The organism is Caballeronia cordobensis, from assembly GCF_001544575.2.
In the GTDB taxonomy this organism is placed as follows: domain Bacteria; phylum Pseudomonadota; class Gammaproteobacteria; order Burkholderiales; family Burkholderiaceae; genus Caballeronia; species Caballeronia cordobensis.
Genome location: NZ_FCNY02000002.1, coordinates 289718 through 305880, shown reverse-complemented (window position 1 = coordinate 305880; position 16163 = coordinate 289718). Strand labels below are relative to the sequence as shown.

Annotated in this window: 17 protein-coding genes; 4 read left to right on the top strand and 13 right to left on the bottom strand. The window is 65.4% G+C overall.

From position 1 onward, the window contains the following. Positions 1-28: 28 nt before the first annotated feature. From AWB70_RS04880 to AWB70_RS04820, 13 genes are all read right to left on the bottom strand, one after another. Entirely contained in the window at positions 29-850 is an 822-nt protein-coding gene (locus tag AWB70_RS04880; RefSeq protein WP_053568118.1) for an ABC transporter substrate-binding protein, read from the bottom strand. A 237-nt stretch (positions 851-1087) separates the two neighbouring features. Continuing rightward, the gene (gene astE, locus AWB70_RS04875; RefSeq protein ID WP_053567870.1) at positions 1088-2104 is read right to left on the bottom strand and encodes a succinylglutamate desuccinylase; all 1017 of its coding nucleotides are present in this window, start codon (positions 2102-2104) and stop codon (positions 1088-1090) included. Continuing rightward, on the bottom strand, positions 2088-3428 hold the full coding sequence (gene astB, locus AWB70_RS04870) for an N-succinylarginine dihydrolase (RefSeq protein WP_053568117.1): 1341 nt from the start codon (positions 3426-3428) through the stop codon (positions 2088-2090). The genes astE and astB overlap by 17 nt, the downstream gene beginning before the upstream one ends. Before the next feature lie 27 nt (positions 3429-3455). Then, a complete protein-coding gene (astD, locus tag AWB70_RS04865; protein ID WP_053567869.1) occupies positions 3456-4928 on the bottom strand; it encodes a succinylglutamate-semialdehyde dehydrogenase in 1473 nt (490 codons plus the stop codon). 12 nt (positions 4929-4940) lie between these two features. Continuing rightward, entirely contained in the window at positions 4941-5969 is a 1029-nt protein-coding gene (astA, locus tag AWB70_RS04860) for an arginine N-succinyltransferase (RefSeq protein WP_053567868.1), read from the bottom strand. Then, positions 5966-7012, bottom strand: coding sequence for an arginine/ornithine succinyltransferase subunit alpha (gene aruF / locus AWB70_RS04855; RefSeq protein WP_014191034.1), 1047 nt, complete (start codon positions 7010-7012; stop codon positions 5966-5968). The genes astA and aruF overlap by 4 nt, the downstream gene beginning before the upstream one ends. Before the next feature lie 16 nt (positions 7013-7028). Next, positions 7029-8255 (bottom strand): aspartate aminotransferase family protein, encoded by a 1227-nt coding sequence (locus tag AWB70_RS04850; RefSeq protein ID WP_053568116.1) that lies wholly within the window; start codon positions 8253-8255, stop codon positions 7029-7031. Positions 8256-8381: 126 nt separating this feature from the next. Further along, positions 8382-9353, bottom strand: coding sequence for a GlxA family transcriptional regulator (locus AWB70_RS04845; RefSeq protein ID WP_235024148.1), 972 nt, complete (start codon positions 9351-9353; stop codon positions 8382-8384). A 43-nt stretch (positions 9354-9396) separates the two neighbouring features. Then, positions 9397-10224: an ABC transporter ATP-binding protein gene (locus AWB70_RS04840; RefSeq protein ID WP_045450441.1), complete on the bottom strand. Its 828-nt coding sequence runs from the start codon at positions 10222-10224 to the stop codon at positions 9397-9399. Between the two features lie 18 nt (positions 10225-10242). Further along, positions 10243-10968 carry an ABC transporter permease gene (locus AWB70_RS04835; RefSeq protein ID WP_053567866.1) on the bottom strand — a complete coding sequence of 242 codons (726 nt, stop codon included), beginning with the start codon at positions 10966-10968 and terminating at the stop codon, positions 10243-10245. Between the two features lie 22 nt (positions 10969-10990). After that, on the bottom strand, positions 10991-11680 hold the full coding sequence (locus tag AWB70_RS04830) for an ABC transporter permease (RefSeq protein ID WP_053567865.1): 690 nt from the start codon (positions 11678-11680) through the stop codon (positions 10991-10993). A 248-nt stretch (positions 11681-11928) separates the two neighbouring features. Beyond that, positions 11929-12330, bottom strand: coding sequence for a hypothetical protein (locus tag AWB70_RS04825; RefSeq protein WP_014191028.1), 402 nt, complete (start codon positions 12328-12330; stop codon positions 11929-11931). Positions 12331-12379: 49 nt separating this feature from the next. Next, on the bottom strand, positions 12380-13981 hold the full coding sequence (locus AWB70_RS04820; RefSeq protein WP_053567864.1) for an EAL domain-containing protein: 1602 nt from the start codon (positions 13979-13981) through the stop codon (positions 12380-12382). Between the two features lie 266 nt (positions 13982-14247). Here AWB70_RS04820 and AWB70_RS04815 point away from each other — a divergent pair, with 266 nt between their 5' ends. The 4 genes from AWB70_RS04815 (at position 14248) to rpsU (ending at position 16147) form a co-directional block, all read left to right on the top strand. Then, complete coding sequence (locus AWB70_RS04815) at positions 14248-14781, top strand: GNAT family N-acetyltransferase (RefSeq protein ID WP_014191026.1); 534 nt, start codon at positions 14248-14250, stop codon at positions 14779-14781. A gap of 55 nt (positions 14782-14836) precedes the next feature. Then, on the top strand, positions 14837-15430 hold the full coding sequence (locus AWB70_RS04810; RefSeq protein ID WP_053567863.1) for an IMPACT family protein: 594 nt from the start codon (positions 14837-14839) through the stop codon (positions 15428-15430). Next, complete coding sequence (locus AWB70_RS04805) at positions 15427-15762, top strand: 2Fe-2S iron-sulfur cluster-binding protein (protein ID WP_053567862.1); 336 nt, start codon at positions 15427-15429, stop codon at positions 15760-15762. The genes AWB70_RS04810 and AWB70_RS04805 overlap by 4 nt, the downstream gene beginning before the upstream one ends. A gap of 172 nt (positions 15763-15934) precedes the next feature. Next, positions 15935-16147, top strand: coding sequence for a 30S ribosomal protein S21 (rpsU, locus tag AWB70_RS04800; protein WP_006999077.1), 213 nt, complete (start codon positions 15935-15937; stop codon positions 16145-16147). Positions 16148-16163 lie beyond the last annotated feature (16 nt).

Below are 16163 nucleotides of genomic sequence, written 5' to 3'. Positions count from 1 at the left end.
CGGGCTATTCATATACCGCCACACCGCCTTACTTCAACACCACCTTCACATCGAAATACCTCGCGGCGAAGCGATCGATGGTCCCGTCGTCCTTCAGTTCCTTCAGCGCGCGATTGAGCGCGTCCTTCAGCGCCTTGTCGTTCTTGCGCACGCCGAAGCCCACGCCCGAGCCGAGCAGCTTGTCGTCCGTCACGGCCGGACCCGCGAACGCGAAGCCCGCGCCCTGCGGCTGCTTCAGAAAGCCCTTCGACGCCGCCTCGGCATCCTGGAACGCGGCATCGAGACGGCCCGAGGCCAGATCGGCGTAGATCTGATCCTGCGCCTGATACGACTCGACGTCGATGCCCGCGGGCGCCCATTTCGCCTTCGCGTACGTTTCCTGGATCGAGCCTTGCAACACGCCGACGCGCTTGCCCTTGAGGCCATCGACGGTCGGCAGAATCGGGCTGCCCTTCTTCGCGATGAGCTGATTCGGGATCGTGTAGATCGGATCGGTGAAGTCGATCGCCACCTTGCGCTTGTCGGTTATGGTCATGTCCGAGTTGATGCCGTCGAACTTGCGCGCCTGCAACGCGGGAATCAGGCCGTCGAACGAATTCTCGACCCACACGCATTTCATCTTCAGCTTCGCGCACACCGCGTTGCCGATGTCGATATCGAAGCCCATCAGCTCGCCGCCCGGCGACTTCGATTCGAACGGCGCATACGACGCTTCGACGCCGAAGCGCAGTTCCTTCATGTTCTCGGCCGCGTGCGCGTTCAGCGCGGCAGCGCCCGTCGCAAACGTTGCGCCCAGCACCGCGAACGCGGCGAGCTTGCGGCTGATCCAATGCGATTCTTTCAACTCCATCTCCTTCCAAGTGCGGTTCAATCGAATGTCCGATGCGGCTTCTCGCCGTCGATGAAGCATCGCGGTGCAAAAGTTCGCGATCAAGCAGGAAATCGCCGGATGATGCGCCGCATCAAACATTGGGGCGCGATTGTAGCGCGGGCGAAGGCGCGATACGCCGAATGCGGAGTCAAGCGATTTGGCAAGCCGGTGTCGCGCTCATGCAAGTGCAAGAGCGTGCATACGCGCACCGGCCATTCAGGATAGCGAAGCGAGCGTGGTGTCGGTCGTATCGACGACCATCAGGCCGGCGCGCAGCCCCGGCTTCACTTTCGGATTCGGAAACACGATGCGCTCTTCATCGTGCGACACGCGATAGCAATACTCGCCGTCGCGCGCGAGTTCGGTGCCCGCGGGGAACGCGGTGAAGTTCGGCACATCGCTCGCAACATTCAGCACGAAGCGCTCGCTGTGCTTGTCGATCTGCGCGACGACCGTGAACACGCGCAGCGGCGCTTGCTCCGACGCCGCCGCACCCGCGATCAGCCGGCGCAACGCCGCATCCGACGCGGCGAAGCGCGCGAGATCGTTTTCACCGAACGGCCGCACCTTGCCCAGTTCCAGCGTGCACGCGAGCGCGCCCGCTTCCTGCGCCGTGAAATGCGTGAACGTGCTGCCCTTTTCCCGATGCAGCAGCACGGCCTGCAGACGCGCATCGCGCAGCCAGTCGAACATCGCGCGGGCAAGCGGCGCGCCCGTGTGAGGCAGCAATGCGAACTGCTCGAACACGGACGCGCGAATCGCCGTGTGCATGTCGATGTGCCACTTCGGATGCGCGGCGTCATCGAAGAAAGCGAGCGCGGCGCGCTCCAGTTCCGCGGCGCGCGGCGCTTCGCGGCTATCGCGCAAATTCGCGTGACGGCCACTGAAAAGGCGATTGAGATCGTCCTCGATATAACGCTCGCCCGCGCGCATCGCGTCGATGTTGCCGAGGATCACGAGCATGCGCGCGGCAAGCGGCGCGCGGCCGTTCGCGATGTCCGCGACGAGCATCGACAGCATTTCGATAGGCGCGGTTTCATCGCCATGAACGCCCGCCGAGGCGAGCACGCTGTGCGTCGGCGCGCCCGGCGGTTCGAGCAGCACGACGCCCTCGCCCTGCCACGCCCAGCGCACGCCCGAAGCCGCCACGCCGCTTTCGACGGAAGGCCGCCCGCCCGCGAGCGTGAACGCGAGAAAGTCGTCGAGCAGGGACGAATCAGCGCTGGAAGTCATAAACGGAGCCCAGCCCGAGAAGGGTCGTCAGTTCGTCGAGCGCGGCGCGCGATTCGCCGAGCAGCTTCGGATCGGCGAGATCGGCGGGTGCGAGACGATCGCGATAATGCCGGTCGATCCACGCGTCGAGTTGCGTGAAAAGCGTGTCGTTCATCCATACGCGCGGATTGACCGCGGCGCGCTCGGCAACGTTCAGCACGACGCGCAAGCGCAGGCACGCCGGGCCGCCGCCGTTTTTCATGCTCTCGCGCAGATCGAAGACGAGCACTTCGTCGATCGGCGTCTTGCGGTTGCCGAGCGAATCCAGATACGCCGCCACGCGCGCATTCTCGCGGCATTCCTGCGGCACGACGAGCACTTGCCGGCCATCCGCGCACGACAACAACTGGCTGTTGAAGAGATACGACGAGACCGCGTCTTCCACGCTCACTTCGCTCGCCGGCACTTCGAGCGCGGTGAACGCCGCGCCCTGCGCGTCGAGCTTCGCGCGCAACGCATCGTAGACCGCGTGCTGATCGACGAACGCGCGCTCATGACAAAAGAGCGTCGTGCGATTGCCGACCGCGATGACGTCGTTGTGGAACACGCCGGCATCGATCACGTCGGGCGATTGTTGCGCGAACACGGTGGCCTCGTCGGCGAGACCGTGCAGGCGCGCGACCGCGCGGCTCGCTTCGAGCGTCTGACGCGCGGGATAACGCTGCGGCTGCGGACCGCCGCCGTATTCGCTTTTCCCGTACACGAAGAATTCGACGCCCTTCTCGCCGTACTCGCGCGCAAAGCGCGTGTGATTCGCCGCGCCTTCGTCGCCGAGCGCGGGCGTGCCGGGCAGCGCGTGATGAATGCAGAAGCGCGATTCATCCGCGAAGATCGCGGCAAGCGAGCGGCGCGTCTCGCCATGTTCGATCGCGCGATGCAGCTTCGCCGCGAGATTCGCGGGCGTGAAGTGCACGCGACCGTCCGCCGTATCCGCCGATGGGCTCACGGTCGCGGCGTTGGCCGTCCACATCGCCGATGCGGAGCTCGCCGCCGCGAGCAGTTCCGGCGCTTCGCGGGCGGCGCGCGAGACGACGGTCGCGTCGTCGCCCGTAAAGCCGACGTCGCGCAGCAGTTTGATCGACGGCCGTTCGAGCGGCGGCAGCACGCCCTGATGAAAACCGAGATCCGCAAGCTGTTTCATCTTGCGCAAGCCCTGTTTCGCGGCGGCTTTCGGATTGGCCGTCGATTTCTCGTTGCTGCGCGACGCGACGTTGCCGAACGACAGCCCCGCGTAGTTGTGCGTCGGGCCGACGAGCCCGTCGAAGTTCGCTTCGGTTGCCTGCATGGTCATTCCCGCTGCTTGAAACGTGACTTAAAACGCAAGACCGGGCGAAACGCTCGCCGGCATCTGCAGTTGCGCGCTTTCCACCGACGCCATCGGATACGAGCAATAGTCCGCCGCGTAGTACGCGCTCGGCCGCTGGTTGCCCGAACGTCCGACGCCCCCGAACGGCGCCGCCGACGACGCGCCGTTGGTCGGCCGGTTCCAGTTGACGATGCCCGCGCGAATCGTGCGCTGAAAATGCTTCCACGCGGCTTCGCCGTCGGCGAGCAGGCCCGCGGACAGGCCGTAGGCGGTGTCGTTCGCGCGTTCGATCGCTTCATCGAAGGTCTTGTAGCGCGCGACCTGCACCATCGGGCCGAAGTGCTCTTCGTCCGGTACGTCGCGGGCGTTCGTGACGTCCAGGATCGCGGGCGAGACGAAGCCGAGGTTCGGCGCGCGCTGCGTCATGTCGAGCAACGGCTTCGCGCCTCGTTCGATCAAGTCGGCCTGCGCCTGAACCAGACGCGCCGCCGCGCGCGCCGAGATCACCGCGCCCATGTACGGCTGCGGTTCCTCGTCGTACTTGCCGACGCGGATGCTCGCGCTCACGTCGATCAGGCGTTGCATGAAGCGCTCGCCGAAGGCATCGTCGGGCACGAAAAGACGGCGCGCGCACGTGCAGCGCTGCCCCGCCGACAGAAACGCCGACTGAATCGTGTGATGCACGGCCGCGTCGATGTCTTCGACGTTCGCGATGACGAGCGGATTGTTGCCGCCCATCTCCAGCGCGAGCACGATCTCGGGACGGCCGCCGAATTGCCTGTGCAGCAGCGTGCCGGTATCCGAGCTGCCGGTGAAGAACAGCCCATCGATCTGCCGGTGATTCGCGAGCGCGACGCCCGTGTCCTTCTCGCCCTGCACGAGATTGAGCACGCCCGCGGGCAGGCCGGCCTGAATCCACAGCGCGACGGTCGCCGCCGAGACGCCGGGCGCCAATTCGGACGGCTTGAACACGACCGCGTTGCCCGCGATCAGCGCCGGCACGATATGCCCGTTCGGCAGATGCCCCGGGAAGTTGTACGGCCCGAACACTGCAACCACGCCATGCGGACGATGCCGCAGCACCGCGACGCCATCGGCCATGGGCGCGCGCTTCTCGCCGGTGCGCTCGTGGTAGGCCTGCACGGAGATATCGACTTTCGCGGCCATCGAGGCGACTTCCGTGCGCGCCTCCCACAGCGGCTTGCCGGTCTCGCGGCCGATGATGTTCGCGAGCGCTTCCTTGTTCTCGTTGAGCAGCGAGGCGAAGCGTTTCGCGACGGCCACCCGTTCCTCGAACGACAGCGCGGACCACGACGCGAACGCGCGCCGTGCCGCCGACACCGCGCGGTCCACGTCGTCCGCCGACGCGCTCGTGCCCTGCCAGACGGTTTCATCCGTGCCCGGATTGCGCGATGCGAACGCCGCGCCCTTGCCTTCCTGCCACTGACCGCCGATATACAACTGGTTCGAAATTTCCATGTCGTCTCTCATTCACTTGGCCCGCGGATACGATGTCAGCACGCGCACCTGATCGCCCTCGTTCACGCGCAATGCGGCCGCTTCTTCCGATGTCAGCATGAAATAGCCATCGGCGACCGCGCCCGTCGTCGCGCCGCAGCGGAAGTCTTCGAGCAGCGTGTTCGACACGAGGCTCTTCGCGTCGCCCGCCGCCCCATGCTCGCCGATCTTCACGCGCGCCAGCACGCTCTCGCGCACCGTGCGCAGATCCGCGACGTGGCATTCGAGCACCGGGCCCGCATCGAAAATATCGACGTGATTCTCGTAACGCAGCCCTTCCGCTTCGAGCATCTTGCGCGCGGGCGCGGTGTCCTTGTGCGTGACGCCGACCGCGTGTTGCGCGGTATCGGGCAACAGATCGAGATACACCGGATAGCGCGGCATCAGCTCGGCGACAAACGACTTCTTGCCATGCGAGCTCAGGTAATCCGCTTCGTTGAAATCGATCTGGTAGAAGTGCGAGCCGACCGCGTTCCAGAACGGCGACTCGCCGTTTTCATCGAAATGGCCGCGCAGTTCGGCGCACAAGCGCTGCGGAAAACGATCCGTGAACTGCGCGATGAACATGAAGCGCGAGCGCGACAGCAAACCGCCCACGCCCGCCGTGCGATAACGCGGGCTCAGAAAGAGCGAGCACACCTCCGCGTAACCCGTCAGATCGTGTGAGATGTTCAGCAGCGACATGCGCGTCCACACGCCCATGTCCTTGCTCGCATGCACGACCGTGGATACGCGATAGTTGTAGAACGGCTGCTCCAGACCGACTTCCGTTTCGATGCCGCACACGCCCGCGACATCGCCCGTCGCGGTGTCTTCCATCACGAAGAAATAGCCCGCTTCGAAAGCCTGCGCCTTATCTTCGAGCGTGCGGCGAGCCCGCTCGACACGCGCGGCCAGGGCCGGACGATCCGGCTTGAACGTGGTGAGGCCCGGCCCCGTTTCCGAGGCGAGCCCGACGAGCGCATCGACGTCGCCCGGTTGCGTGCAACGCACGACGATCATTGCAATTCTCCCGATGCCTGATGCAACGGCACGCAACGCACCGTGTCCTTGTCTTCGACGCCGAGCGCGGCGCGCGCGGCGGGGTCGAGCGCGGCGCCGTCGGCGCGCGTGCCGGCGAGCGCGGCCACGATGCAACGGAATTCGTGCGCGCCGCCCGCCGCGACGAGATACGGCGCGCCGCTCTCCGACGCGGCTTCGCGCACCGTGCGCAGCTCGCCTGACGCCGCCGACGCGCTTTTGCCGACGGCGATCGTGAGCACCGGGCCGGCATCGAAGATATCGACGAAACGATCCGGCTCGAAGCCTTCCTCGAGATGAATGTCGTAGGCGAGCAGCGTGCTTTCATTCGGCTCGCCCAGCACGCGCTGCGCTTCGCCGGGCAACAGAGGCACGTAGAGCGGATAACTCGGCATGACTTCCGCGATGAACGTGCGGCTGCGTCCGCCCGACTCCATTTCGACCTGCTCGAAATCGCGCCCGAAGAACTTGCGGCCGACCGCTTCCCAGAACGGCGATGCGCCGGACTCGTCGCTGACGCCGAGCATCAGCGAAAACACTTCGCTGGAAAAGCGCTTGCGGTTCGCGGCGATGTAGATCATGCGCGCGCGCGACAGCAGATGCGCCGCCGCTTCGCTCGCTTCGTTGCGCAGCGACGGATCGATATAAAAGCCCGTCAGGCGGCTCTTGCCCGTCAGTTCGTGCGACATCGTGAGCGCGTGGATCTTGCGGTTCACCTTGAGCTCGCGCGACGCGTGGATCAACGCATCGTTGCGAAACGCGTAGAACGGCTCGGAATAACCCGCCGATGCGACGATGCTCGACGTGCCGAGCAGCCGGCCCGTGTGCGCATCCTCCAGCACGAAGAGATAGAACTCCTCGCCCGGAAATTCCACTTCGGCGCGAAACGAGTCTTCCGAGAGCGCGACGCGCGTTTCGAGCGCGCGCCGGTCGCGCGGCAGCGAATGCAGCACCGGAACCGCGGCGCGCGCCATGCGTTCGAGCTCGTCGAGATCGGCGAGTCTTGCGGGACGGACGAAGAGCATGATCGGGTTCCGTTCCTTACTTGACGGCGGCCGTGCCGACCACCTGCTCGATCGCCTTCTCGATGCGCGCGAAGCCTTCGTCGAGATCGGCCATCGGCATGATGAGCGACGGCGCGAAGCGCAGCACGTTCGGCCCCGCGATCAGCATGATGACGCCGTTCGCCGCCGCCGCATTGAGCACGTCCTTCGCACGGTCCTTGTACGTTTCGTTCAGTTCCGCGCCGATCAGGAGACCGCGGCCGCGAATCTCGCTGAACAGGCCGAAGCGCTCGTTGATGCGCGCGAGATGCGCCTTGATCGCGCGGCTGCGCTCGTTCACGCCTTCGAGCAGTTTCGGATCGCTGATGAGTTCGACGACCTTCTCCGCGATCGACGCGCCCAGCGGATTGCCGCCGTACGTCGTGCCGTGCACGCCGACCTTGAAGTGCGCGGCGATCTCGTTGGTCGTGAGCATCACGCCGATCGGAAAGCCGTTGCCAAGCGCCTTTGCGCTCGTGAGGATGTCGGGCGTCACGCCGTATTGCATGTACGCGTAGAAGGTGCCCGTGCGGCCGACGCCGGTCTGCACTTCGTCGAAAATCAACAGCGCGCCGTGCTTGTCGCACGCTTCGCGCAGGCCCTTGAGGAACGCGGGATCGGCGGGCAGCACGCCGCCTTCGCCCTGCACCGGCTCGACGATCACCGCGCAGGTTTTCGGGCCGATGGCTTCGAGCGCCTTCGGCAGATCGTTGTACGGCAGATGACGGATGCCCGCGGGTTGCGGGCCGAAGCCTTCCGCATACTTCGGCTGGCCGCCGACGCTCACCGTGAAGAACGTGCGCCCGTGAAACGACTGCGTGAACGAGATGATCTCGATCTTGTCGTTGCCGTGATTGTCGATGGCATAGCGGCGCGCGAGCTTGAGCGCGGCTTCGTTCGCTTCCGCGCCCGAGTTCGCGAAGAACGCGCGGTCGGCGAAGGTGAGCTCGGTGAGGCGTTTCGCGAGGCGCAACACCGGCGCGTTCGTGTAGCCGTTGCCGATATGCCAGAGCTTCTCGCCCTGCTCATGCAGCACTTTCAGCAGTTCGGGATGACTGTGGCCCAGCGCCGTCACCGCAATGCCGCCGGCGAAATCGACATAGTCGCGGCCTTCCGTGTCCCACACGCGCGAGCCGCGGCCCCGGTCGGGCACGAAATTGGCCGGCGCGAACACCGGAACCATCACTTCGTCGAACGTACCGCGATTCACATTGATGTCGGTCATGAGCCACTCCTCGGTTTTGAGCATCGGTTTTTCGTGCGATAGGTTCGATATTAGGCAATCGCGCGCAATCCGTCTTGCGCGATCGCGACATGCTTCGATAGGCTTTTTTGCAGTTTTCAGGCCGTTTTAATCCGAACCCGGCGGCTCGATGAGCGCGCCGCCGCGCGGCTCGTCGATGGCCCCGCCGCGCTGCTTCTCGATCCAGTTGCGGCGCTCTTCGCGCGGCGTCACGCCGAAGCGGTCGCGATACGCATTGGAAAAATGCGCCGCCGACGAAAACCCGCACGCGAGGCTGATCTGCACGACGGACTTGCTCGTGCGCTGCAACTGCGTGCGCGCCTTCGTGAGCCGCAGATTGAGGTAATACTTCGACGGCATCGCGCCGAGATATTGCCGGAAAAGCCGTTCCAGCTGACGGCGCGAAATGCCGACGAGACTCGCGATTTCATCGGTGGCGAGCGGGTCTTCGACGTTCGCTTCCATCAGTTGCAGCGCATCGTTCAGACGCGGATGACGCTCGCCCGGCGCGGTCACGAACGGAATGCGCTGACGCTCCGTGCCCGCGCGCAATACGCCGACGCCAAGCGAGTCCGCGATGCGTTCGGCGAGATCCTGCCCGTGATCGCGGGCGATCATCGCGAGCATGAAATCGATGCTCGCCTGGCCGCCCGAACAGGTCGCGCGGTCGCGGTCTATTTCGAAAATCTGCTGGCTGACGATCGCGCGCTCGAACTGCTCGGTGAACTGCTGGTACGTCTCCCAGTTCACGGCGACGCGATACTGCGCGAGCTGCCCGGCCATCGCGAGCCACCACACGCCATGATGAATGCCGGACACGAGCGGCGTGCGCGGCGCCACGCGCGCGAGACTCGCGAGAAAGAGCCGGTAGTCCGCGAACTGCTGATAGCGCTCCGAGACGACGATGAGCCAGTCGCAGCGCACGGCGTCGTTGAACGCGCAGTCGGCGGGAAGCTGCGCGCCGCCGGAAAGCGGCACGGGGCGGCCGTCCCACGAACAGATGCGCCACTCGTAGAGACGATGGCCGTCGATTTCGTTGGCGAGCGACAGCGTATCGACGATCGGCGCGATGCCGCTCATCGACACCGGCGGCAGCGCGACGATCGCAACTTGCAGCGTCACGTTACTTTAGACTGCCCGAAAGGAACTGACGCAGGCGCTCGCTCTTCGGCGTGGTGAGCACGTCGGACGGCGCGCCCTCTTCTTCCGTGCGGCCCTGATGCAGGAACATCACGTGATTCGACACGTTGCGCGCGAAACCCATTTCGTGCGTGACGACGATCATCGTGCGGCCTTCCTCGGCAAGACGCTGCATCACCTTCAGCACTTCGCCGACGAGTTCGGGATCGAGCGCGGACGTGGGTTCGTCGAAGAGCATGACATCGGGATGCATCGCAAGCGCCCGCGCAATCGCGACGCGCTGCTGCTGCCCGCCCGACAGATGCGACGGATACTGCTTCTCCACGCGCGGAGGCAGGCCGACTTTCTCCAGATACTCGCGCGCGCGCTCTTCCGCTTCTTTCTTCGACACGCCGAGCACGTGAATGGGCGCTTCCATCACGTTCTCGATGGCGGTCATGTGCGACCACAAATTGAAGTGCTGAAAGACCATCGCGAGCTTGGTGCGCACGCGCTGCAACTGCTTGTGATCGGCGACTTCGAGATTGCCGGACTTGTCGGCTTTCGTGCGCACGGCTTCGCCATCGACGATGATCTGCCCCGCGTTCGGCCGCTCCAGAAAGTTGATGCAGCGCAAGAACGTGCTCTTGCCCGAGCCGCTCGCACCGATGATGCTGATGACATCGCCCGCTTTGGCCGCGAGCGAGACGCCCTTCAACACTTCGTTGTCACCGTAGCGCTTGTGAATGTCCTCGGCGACGAGCTTGATCGCGACGTCTTTGGCGGTTGGCTCCAACGCTTTCTCCTCGGGTGATGACAGGGTGTGATGCATGGCTTCGAATTCTAACTCTCAGACGCGGCGGGCCGTGCCGGCCGGCCGCAGGTACGCGAGCCAGCGCTGCTCGGCACGCCGGAACGCCGCGACCAGCGCAAACGAAATCGCGATGTACAAAAGCGCCGCGATGCCGAACGATTCGAACGACTGATAGGTCGCCGAATTGGCGTCGCGCGCCACCTTCAGGATGTCCGGCACGGTCGCGGTGAAGGCGACGGTGGTCGCGTGCAGCATCAGGATCACTTCGTTGCTGTACAAAGGCAAGGCGCGGCGCAGCGCGGACGGCAGGATCACGCGGCGGTACATGGTGAAGGTGCTCATGCCATAGGCGCGCGCGGCCTCCACTTCGCCGTGCGAAATCCCGCGGATCGCGCCCGCGAAGATTTCCGTCGTATAGGCGCAGGTGTTCAATGCGAACGCGAGAATCGCGCAGTTGAAGCCGCTTTTGAAGAACGCTTCGAGCAGCGACTGCGTGCGCACGAATTCGAGGCTGTACATGCCCGTGTAGAGCAGGAGCAGTTGCACGTAGAGCGGCGTTCCGCGAAACACGTAGGTGTAGAGGCGCACGGGCGTCGAGAGCCAGCGGTTTTTCGATACCCGCGCGCAGGCGAGCGGCACCGCCGCGCAGAAACCGAGCGCGATCGACACCACGAGCAGCCACAGCGTGACGACGAGGCCCGAGGCGCGCATGCCGTCGGAATAGAGAAACGGGCGCCAGTATTCGGCAAGGATCTGGATCATGGCTTGTCTCGTTTAGCGTGGGTCAGAGTTCGGCATGCCGCACGCCGATCGAATAGCGCCGTTCGAGCGCCATCAGCACGAGGTTCGATGCGCTCGTGATCGCGAGATAGATCAGCGCCGCGATCAGAATGAAGAAGAACATGTTGAAGGTGCTCTTGCCCGCGTCCTGCGCGGCCTTCACGACATCGGCGAGACCGATGATCGACACCAGCGCCGTCGCCTTCACGAGCACCTGCCAGTTATTGCCGATGCCAGGCAGCGCGAAACGCATCATCTGCGGAAAGAGAATGCGGCCGAACACGCGCATGCCGCTCATGCCGTACGCGCTGCCCGCTTCGAGCTGGCCGCGCGGCACCGCCAGAAACGCGCCGCGGAACGTCTCGGTGAAATACGCGCCGTAGATGAAACCGAGCGTGAGCACGCCGGCCGTGAAGGGATCGATGTCGAACTGATTCCAGCCGAACGCATCGGTGAGATGATTCACCGCGATCTGGATGCTGTAGAAAAGCAGCAGCATCAGGACGAGATCGGGCACCGAGCGGATGAGCGTCGTGTACGCGGTCGCGATGCCGCGCAGCGGCGCATGACGCGACAGTTTCGCGGATGCCCCCGCGAGGCCGAGCAGCACCGATACCGCGAGAGACAGCACCGCGAGCGCGAGCGTCTCTTTGGCGCCCGCCCAAAGGAGCGGACCGAAGCCGTATAGGAACAAGAGGCGCCTCCATCGTCTTTCGTGGAAAGAAGCGGAGCGCGCGTGACTGAATGTGAACGCCGCTCCGTCGATTGGCGGCGATACTCGCAAGCGAAAATCAAACGCTCAATTGCGAGGGCGCGTTCTTGTTGCATTGCAGCACGGCGGCCAGGCGAGCCGCGCCGCGGTCCGGCGCCCGCCGCGCAACGCGCCGCGCACCGGACAGGCTGGAAAACCCGCACGCGCGCGGCGTGCGGAAATTGCGCTTTTCAGGTCGCTTTTTCGATAGACCGCACGAGCTGCGCAACCTGCCCGTTCGCAACCGCGATGTCGGGGCTGTCCTGCAGCAAGGGCAGAAATTGCTCCGCGAAAACGGGATCGCGCGTGCCGGCGCTGAACATGCCGGCGACGGCCTTCGCGTGCCCGATGCGCGCCTCGGCGGTGGCTTCGTCGTCGTCGAGGACATCGTCGAGGGCGGCGATCAGCGTCGAGAGCGGCGTGAGCCAGCGATACGCCGAGCCGTTGATCACGATCTGCAGGAATTCGCCCGGCGAAACCGGCCCGAACTCCGCCTCGTGGCGCGCGCGCAGATGCGCGAGCACGCTGCGATGAAGCGCGAGCAGCGGATGCCGCACGTCGCGCAGAAAAGCGGTGGCTGTCTGATCGTTCATGGTCGGGCCTCGTCTGGAAACATCCTAAATAAGGACGATTCAGTCTCGATCAAGCGCCGCGCGTCTTCCCTGCATAGCGGATGAATTCCGCCGCGGAAAGGGGTGGCGAGAAGAGCCAGCCCTGCCCGAAGCGCGCGCCGCGCGCATGCAGATACACCGCCTGCTCCTCGCGCTCGATGCCCTCGGCGATCACCTGCACGTCGAGCGTCGCGGCCATGTCGATGATATGCGACGCAACGCTCGACGACGCCGCGTCCTGCCCGATCGTATCGACGAAAGATTTGTCGATCTTCAGCCCGTCGATGCGAAACGTCTGCAGATGCGAGAGGCTCGAATAGCCGGTGCCGAAATCGTCGAGATAGACGGCGTGGCCCGCGTCCCGGAACGCGCTGATCACTTCCTTGGCGGCGTCGGCGTCGAGAAAGCTGCGCTCGGTCGCCTCGATGCGGATCTGCTGCGGCCGCACGCCCTGTCGCGCGATCGCGGGGCCGAGCACGTCGAGAAAGCGCCGCGTCGTGAGATCCGGCGCGGAGAGATTCACCGACACGTAGTACTCCGGGTAGCGCTTAAGAAACTCGCCGAGTTCGAGCAGGATCGTGTCGAGCACCTGATCGGTGATCGCCTGGATCAGCCCGCGATGCTCCGCGAGCGGAATGAAATGATCGGGCCGCACAATGCGGTCGTGGTATTTCCAGCGCACGAGCGCTTCGGCGCCGACGCAGCGCCGCGTGCCGAGATCGACGATCGGCTGATACGCGACGATGAACTGATGCCGCCGCACGGCATCGCTCAGCTGGCCGCGCGGCGACAGCCTGCGCACGATGAAAAACGCCGCCCAGCCCGCGACCAGCAGCCCCGCCGCGAGGCCGCCGAGCAACCAGCCCCAGGGCAGCGCGCGGGCGCGCTGACGCAAGCTCTGCTGCGGCGCGCTCACGACGACCGCGAGCGGCATCGACGCGGAGCGCCGCACGACGTACGGCTGGCAGTCGCATGCGGGCGCGGCGGCGGGCCGCCGCGCGGTGCGATACACCGCGAGAATCGCGGCGGCGTCGGTGGCGGGCGTGGTCGCGATCACGCGGCTCACTTCGGTGTTGATGACGCCGACACCGCTCGCGGGATCGCCGAGCGATTCGAGACTGTCGACGTAAAGCGATGGGTCGGCGGCGACGTAAAAGCCATCGCGGCCCATCACGAGCGAGGTCTTGCCGCCGGGCAGACGCGCGAGGCCGTACCAGGCCATCACGCCGTCACGCGAGCGCCAGTCGGGCGCGGGCAGCGTGAGGCCGTCGAGCGTGCCCGCCGACACCGCGCCGAGCAGCGACGAACATTGCCAGCGCCCGTCGCGATCGTAAGCGCCGGCATCGCGCACCTGCTCGTGCGTGAGCGCGATGCGCCGCAGCGCATCGAGATACGGCGGCGAACACGGCGCGGCCGCCACCTTGCCGATTTCCCAGAGCGCGCCGGACAGGCGTCGCGTCACGTCTTCGGCGCGATTGAGCGCGGCATTCGCGACGGTTTTGAGGCGTTCGCTCTCCTCGTGCCGCTGGCTGCGCTGCGCGAACAAAAAGCCGATCCCCGCCGGCGCGAGCGCCGCAATCAAAACGATGACGATCAGAAGCGCCGCCAGCGCGCCACGTTGAATATTGTTCATTGCCTGTTATGGACCGCGGCGCGAGGCATGTCGCGCGCACGTTTTTTCGTTTCCTGCCCGACGCCGTCGGCCTCGTTCGCGCCGCCCCTCGCGCAGTCTCGGACAAACGACTTAGTGTAGGGGCCGCGCATCGCCCGATTCAACGTTTTCTTTGCCCGAAAGCTAGGCGCGTTGGTGGGTTTCCGCACGGCCCGCCGAAGCTTTTTTTGCCGTTCGCGCACCGTGCGAAAATTGCCAGACCAGAAACCGCGCTTAACTCCCTCCGCATGACAGACATGGCTTCACACGATCGCCCTCGCCTTCTCGTTCGCGACGCCGCTTCCGGCGACTTCGACGCCATCGCACGCATCTATTCGCATTACGTCGAGCACGCGCTCGCGACCTTCGAGGAGACCGCGCCTTCCGCCGACGACATGCGCGCGCGGCATGCGGCGATTGCCGCGGCGGGCTTGCCGTATCTCGTCGCCGAACTCGACGGCGCGGTGGCGGGCTACGCGTATGCGTCGGCGTACCGGCCGCGCTCGGCTTACCGGCATACGATCGAGGATTCGGTTTATGTCGCCGATGGCCACGGCGGGCGCGGCATCGGTCTCGCGCTAATGCAATCGCTCATCGAACGATGCGAGCGCGGCCCGTGGCGGCAGATGATCGCCGTGATCGGCAACAGCGGCAACGCCGCATCGATCGCGCTGCATGCGCGGCTCGGCTTCGAGCATGTCGGCGTGCTGCGCCGCGTCGGCTTCAAGCATGGCCGATGGGTCGATTCCGTGCTGATGCAGCGCGCGCTCGGTGCGTCCTGACGCCGCTTCGATAAGATTCGATCTTTGCCTTACGCGTTTCCGAGCCCTTCGAGCCTTGCCGACCTATACCCTCGCCTCTTCCGTCAGCGCTGAAATCGACATTCGCAAGAGCCGGTTCATCGCGCTCGCGATTCCCGTCGCCAATCGCGATGAAGCCATGCGCGAGCTCGAACGCCTGCGCGCCGAGCATCCGGCCGCGACGCACGTCTGCTGGGCGCTGCTCGCGGGCGGACAGTCGGGCATGTCCGACGACGGCGAGCCTTCCGGCACCGCCGGGCGGCCGATTCTCGAAGTGCTGCGGCATCACGAAGTCGATGGCGTGCTGGCCGCCGTCGTGCGCTACTACGGCGGCATCAAGCTGGGCGCGGGCGGCCTCGTGCGCGCCTACACCGATGCGATCGCGAGCGCGATGCAGCGGGCCGAACGCGTCGAGCGGATCGAGCGCGGGCTCATCAGCATCGAAATCGACTACGCCGACGAAGCGCGCGTGCGCCGATGGATCGAGCAGCACGATGCCGAACTCGTGCAAAGCGAATACGGGATGACCGTGCGCCTCGTTGCGCGGATGGCCGCCGCCGCACGCGAGCCGGCGGCCGCCGAATTGCGCGATCTCACCAACGGCCGCGCGGGCGTCGAGGTTCAGGCATGAGCGACGATGCGCGCGCGTTCGCGCTGATCATCGAGCCGGCCGGGCATTTCGTCGCGGTGAGCGACGGCGCGACGCTGCTCGAAGCGGCGTTGCGCGCGGGGCTGTCGTTGCCGCGCTCGTGCCGCAACGGCACGTGCCGCGCCTGTATGTGCCGGCTGGTCAATGGCGAGATCGCCTATCGCGTCGAATGGCCGGGGCTCACCGCCGAGGAAAAGGCCGAGGGTTGGATTCTGCCGTGCGTCGCGCTGGCGCGCTCGGACGTGACGATCGATCAGCCGGAAACGCGCGAGGCCGCGCCGCCCGTGCGCCCGGCCCGCTCGCGCGGGTTCTGAGCCCGCGGACGCGGGTATTTGGGGATTGTCGTCTTGATTCAACGACCTACGATGTGATTCCCGAGTCCGCATGCGCATGTTTCCGTACAAAGTGCGTGCAGGGTGACTCTCAAAAAGTGTACAATTGCGCTTTGCCCTAAATTCTGGCAGGGCCAGATCAACCGAGATTTCAATGACTAAAGTACTGTTGAAAGAGAACGAGCCTTTCGACGTCGCCATGCGTCGTTTTCGCCGTACCGTCGAACGCACGGGCCTGATTCAAGAACTCAAGTCGCGCATGGCTTATGAGAAGCCGACCACCGAGCGCAAGCGCAAGAAAGCTGCTGCTGTTGCTCGTCTGCGCAAGCAGATCCGTCGCGCGCAACTGCCGAAGAAGTTCTATTGATCGACGCGGGGCGCAC

Coding starts and splice junctions, on each gene's coding strand:
- AWB70_RS04835 (WP_053567866.1), bottom strand. CDS start 10,968: ATGATCCAGATCCTTGCCGAATACTGGCGCCCGTTTCTCTATTCCGAC.
- astA (WP_053567868.1), bottom strand. CDS start 5,969: ATGATCGTCGTGCGTTGCACGCAACCGGGCGACGTCGATGCGCTCGTC.
- AWB70_RS04840 (WP_045450441.1), bottom strand. CDS start 10,224: ATGCATCACACCCTGTCATCACCCGAGGAGAAAGCGTTGGAGCCAACC.
- AWB70_RS04820 (WP_053567864.1), bottom strand. CDS start 13,981: ATGAACAATATTCAACGTGGCGCGCTGGCGGCGCTTCTGATCGTCATC.
- AWB70_RS04880 (WP_053568118.1), bottom strand. CDS start 850: ATGGAGTTGAAAGAATCGCATTGGATCAGCCGCAAGCTCGCCGCGTTC.
- astD (WP_053567869.1), bottom strand. CDS start 4,928: ATGGAAATTTCGAACCAGTTGTATATCGGCGGTCAGTGGCAGGAAGGC.
- AWB70_RS04805 (WP_053567862.1), top strand. CDS start 15,427: ATGAGCGACGATGCGCGCGCGTTCGCGCTGATCATCGAGCCGGCCGGG.
- AWB70_RS04825 (WP_014191028.1), bottom strand. CDS start 12,330: ATGAACGATCAGACAGCCACCGCTTTTCTGCGCGACGTGCGGCATCCG.
- astB (WP_053568117.1), bottom strand. CDS start 3,428: ATGCAGGCAACCGAAGCGAACTTCGACGGGCTCGTCGGCCCGACGCAC.
- AWB70_RS04850 (WP_053568116.1), bottom strand. CDS start 8,255: ATGACCGACATCAATGTGAATCGCGGTACGTTCGACGAAGTGATGGTT.
- rpsU (WP_006999077.1), top strand. CDS start 15,935: ATGACTAAAGTACTGTTGAAAGAGAACGAGCCTTTCGACGTCGCCATG.
- AWB70_RS04845 (WP_235024148.1), bottom strand. CDS start 9,353: ATGAGCGGCATCGCGCCGATCGTCGATACGCTGTCGCTCGCCAACGAA.
- AWB70_RS04815 (WP_014191026.1), top strand. CDS start 14,248: ATGACAGACATGGCTTCACACGATCGCCCTCGCCTTCTCGTTCGCGAC.
- aruF (WP_014191034.1), bottom strand. CDS start 7,012: ATGCTCTTCGTCCGTCCCGCAAGACTCGCCGATCTCGACGAGCTCGAA.
- astE (WP_053567870.1), bottom strand. CDS start 2,104: ATGACTTCCAGCGCTGATTCGTCCCTGCTCGACGACTTTCTCGCGTTC.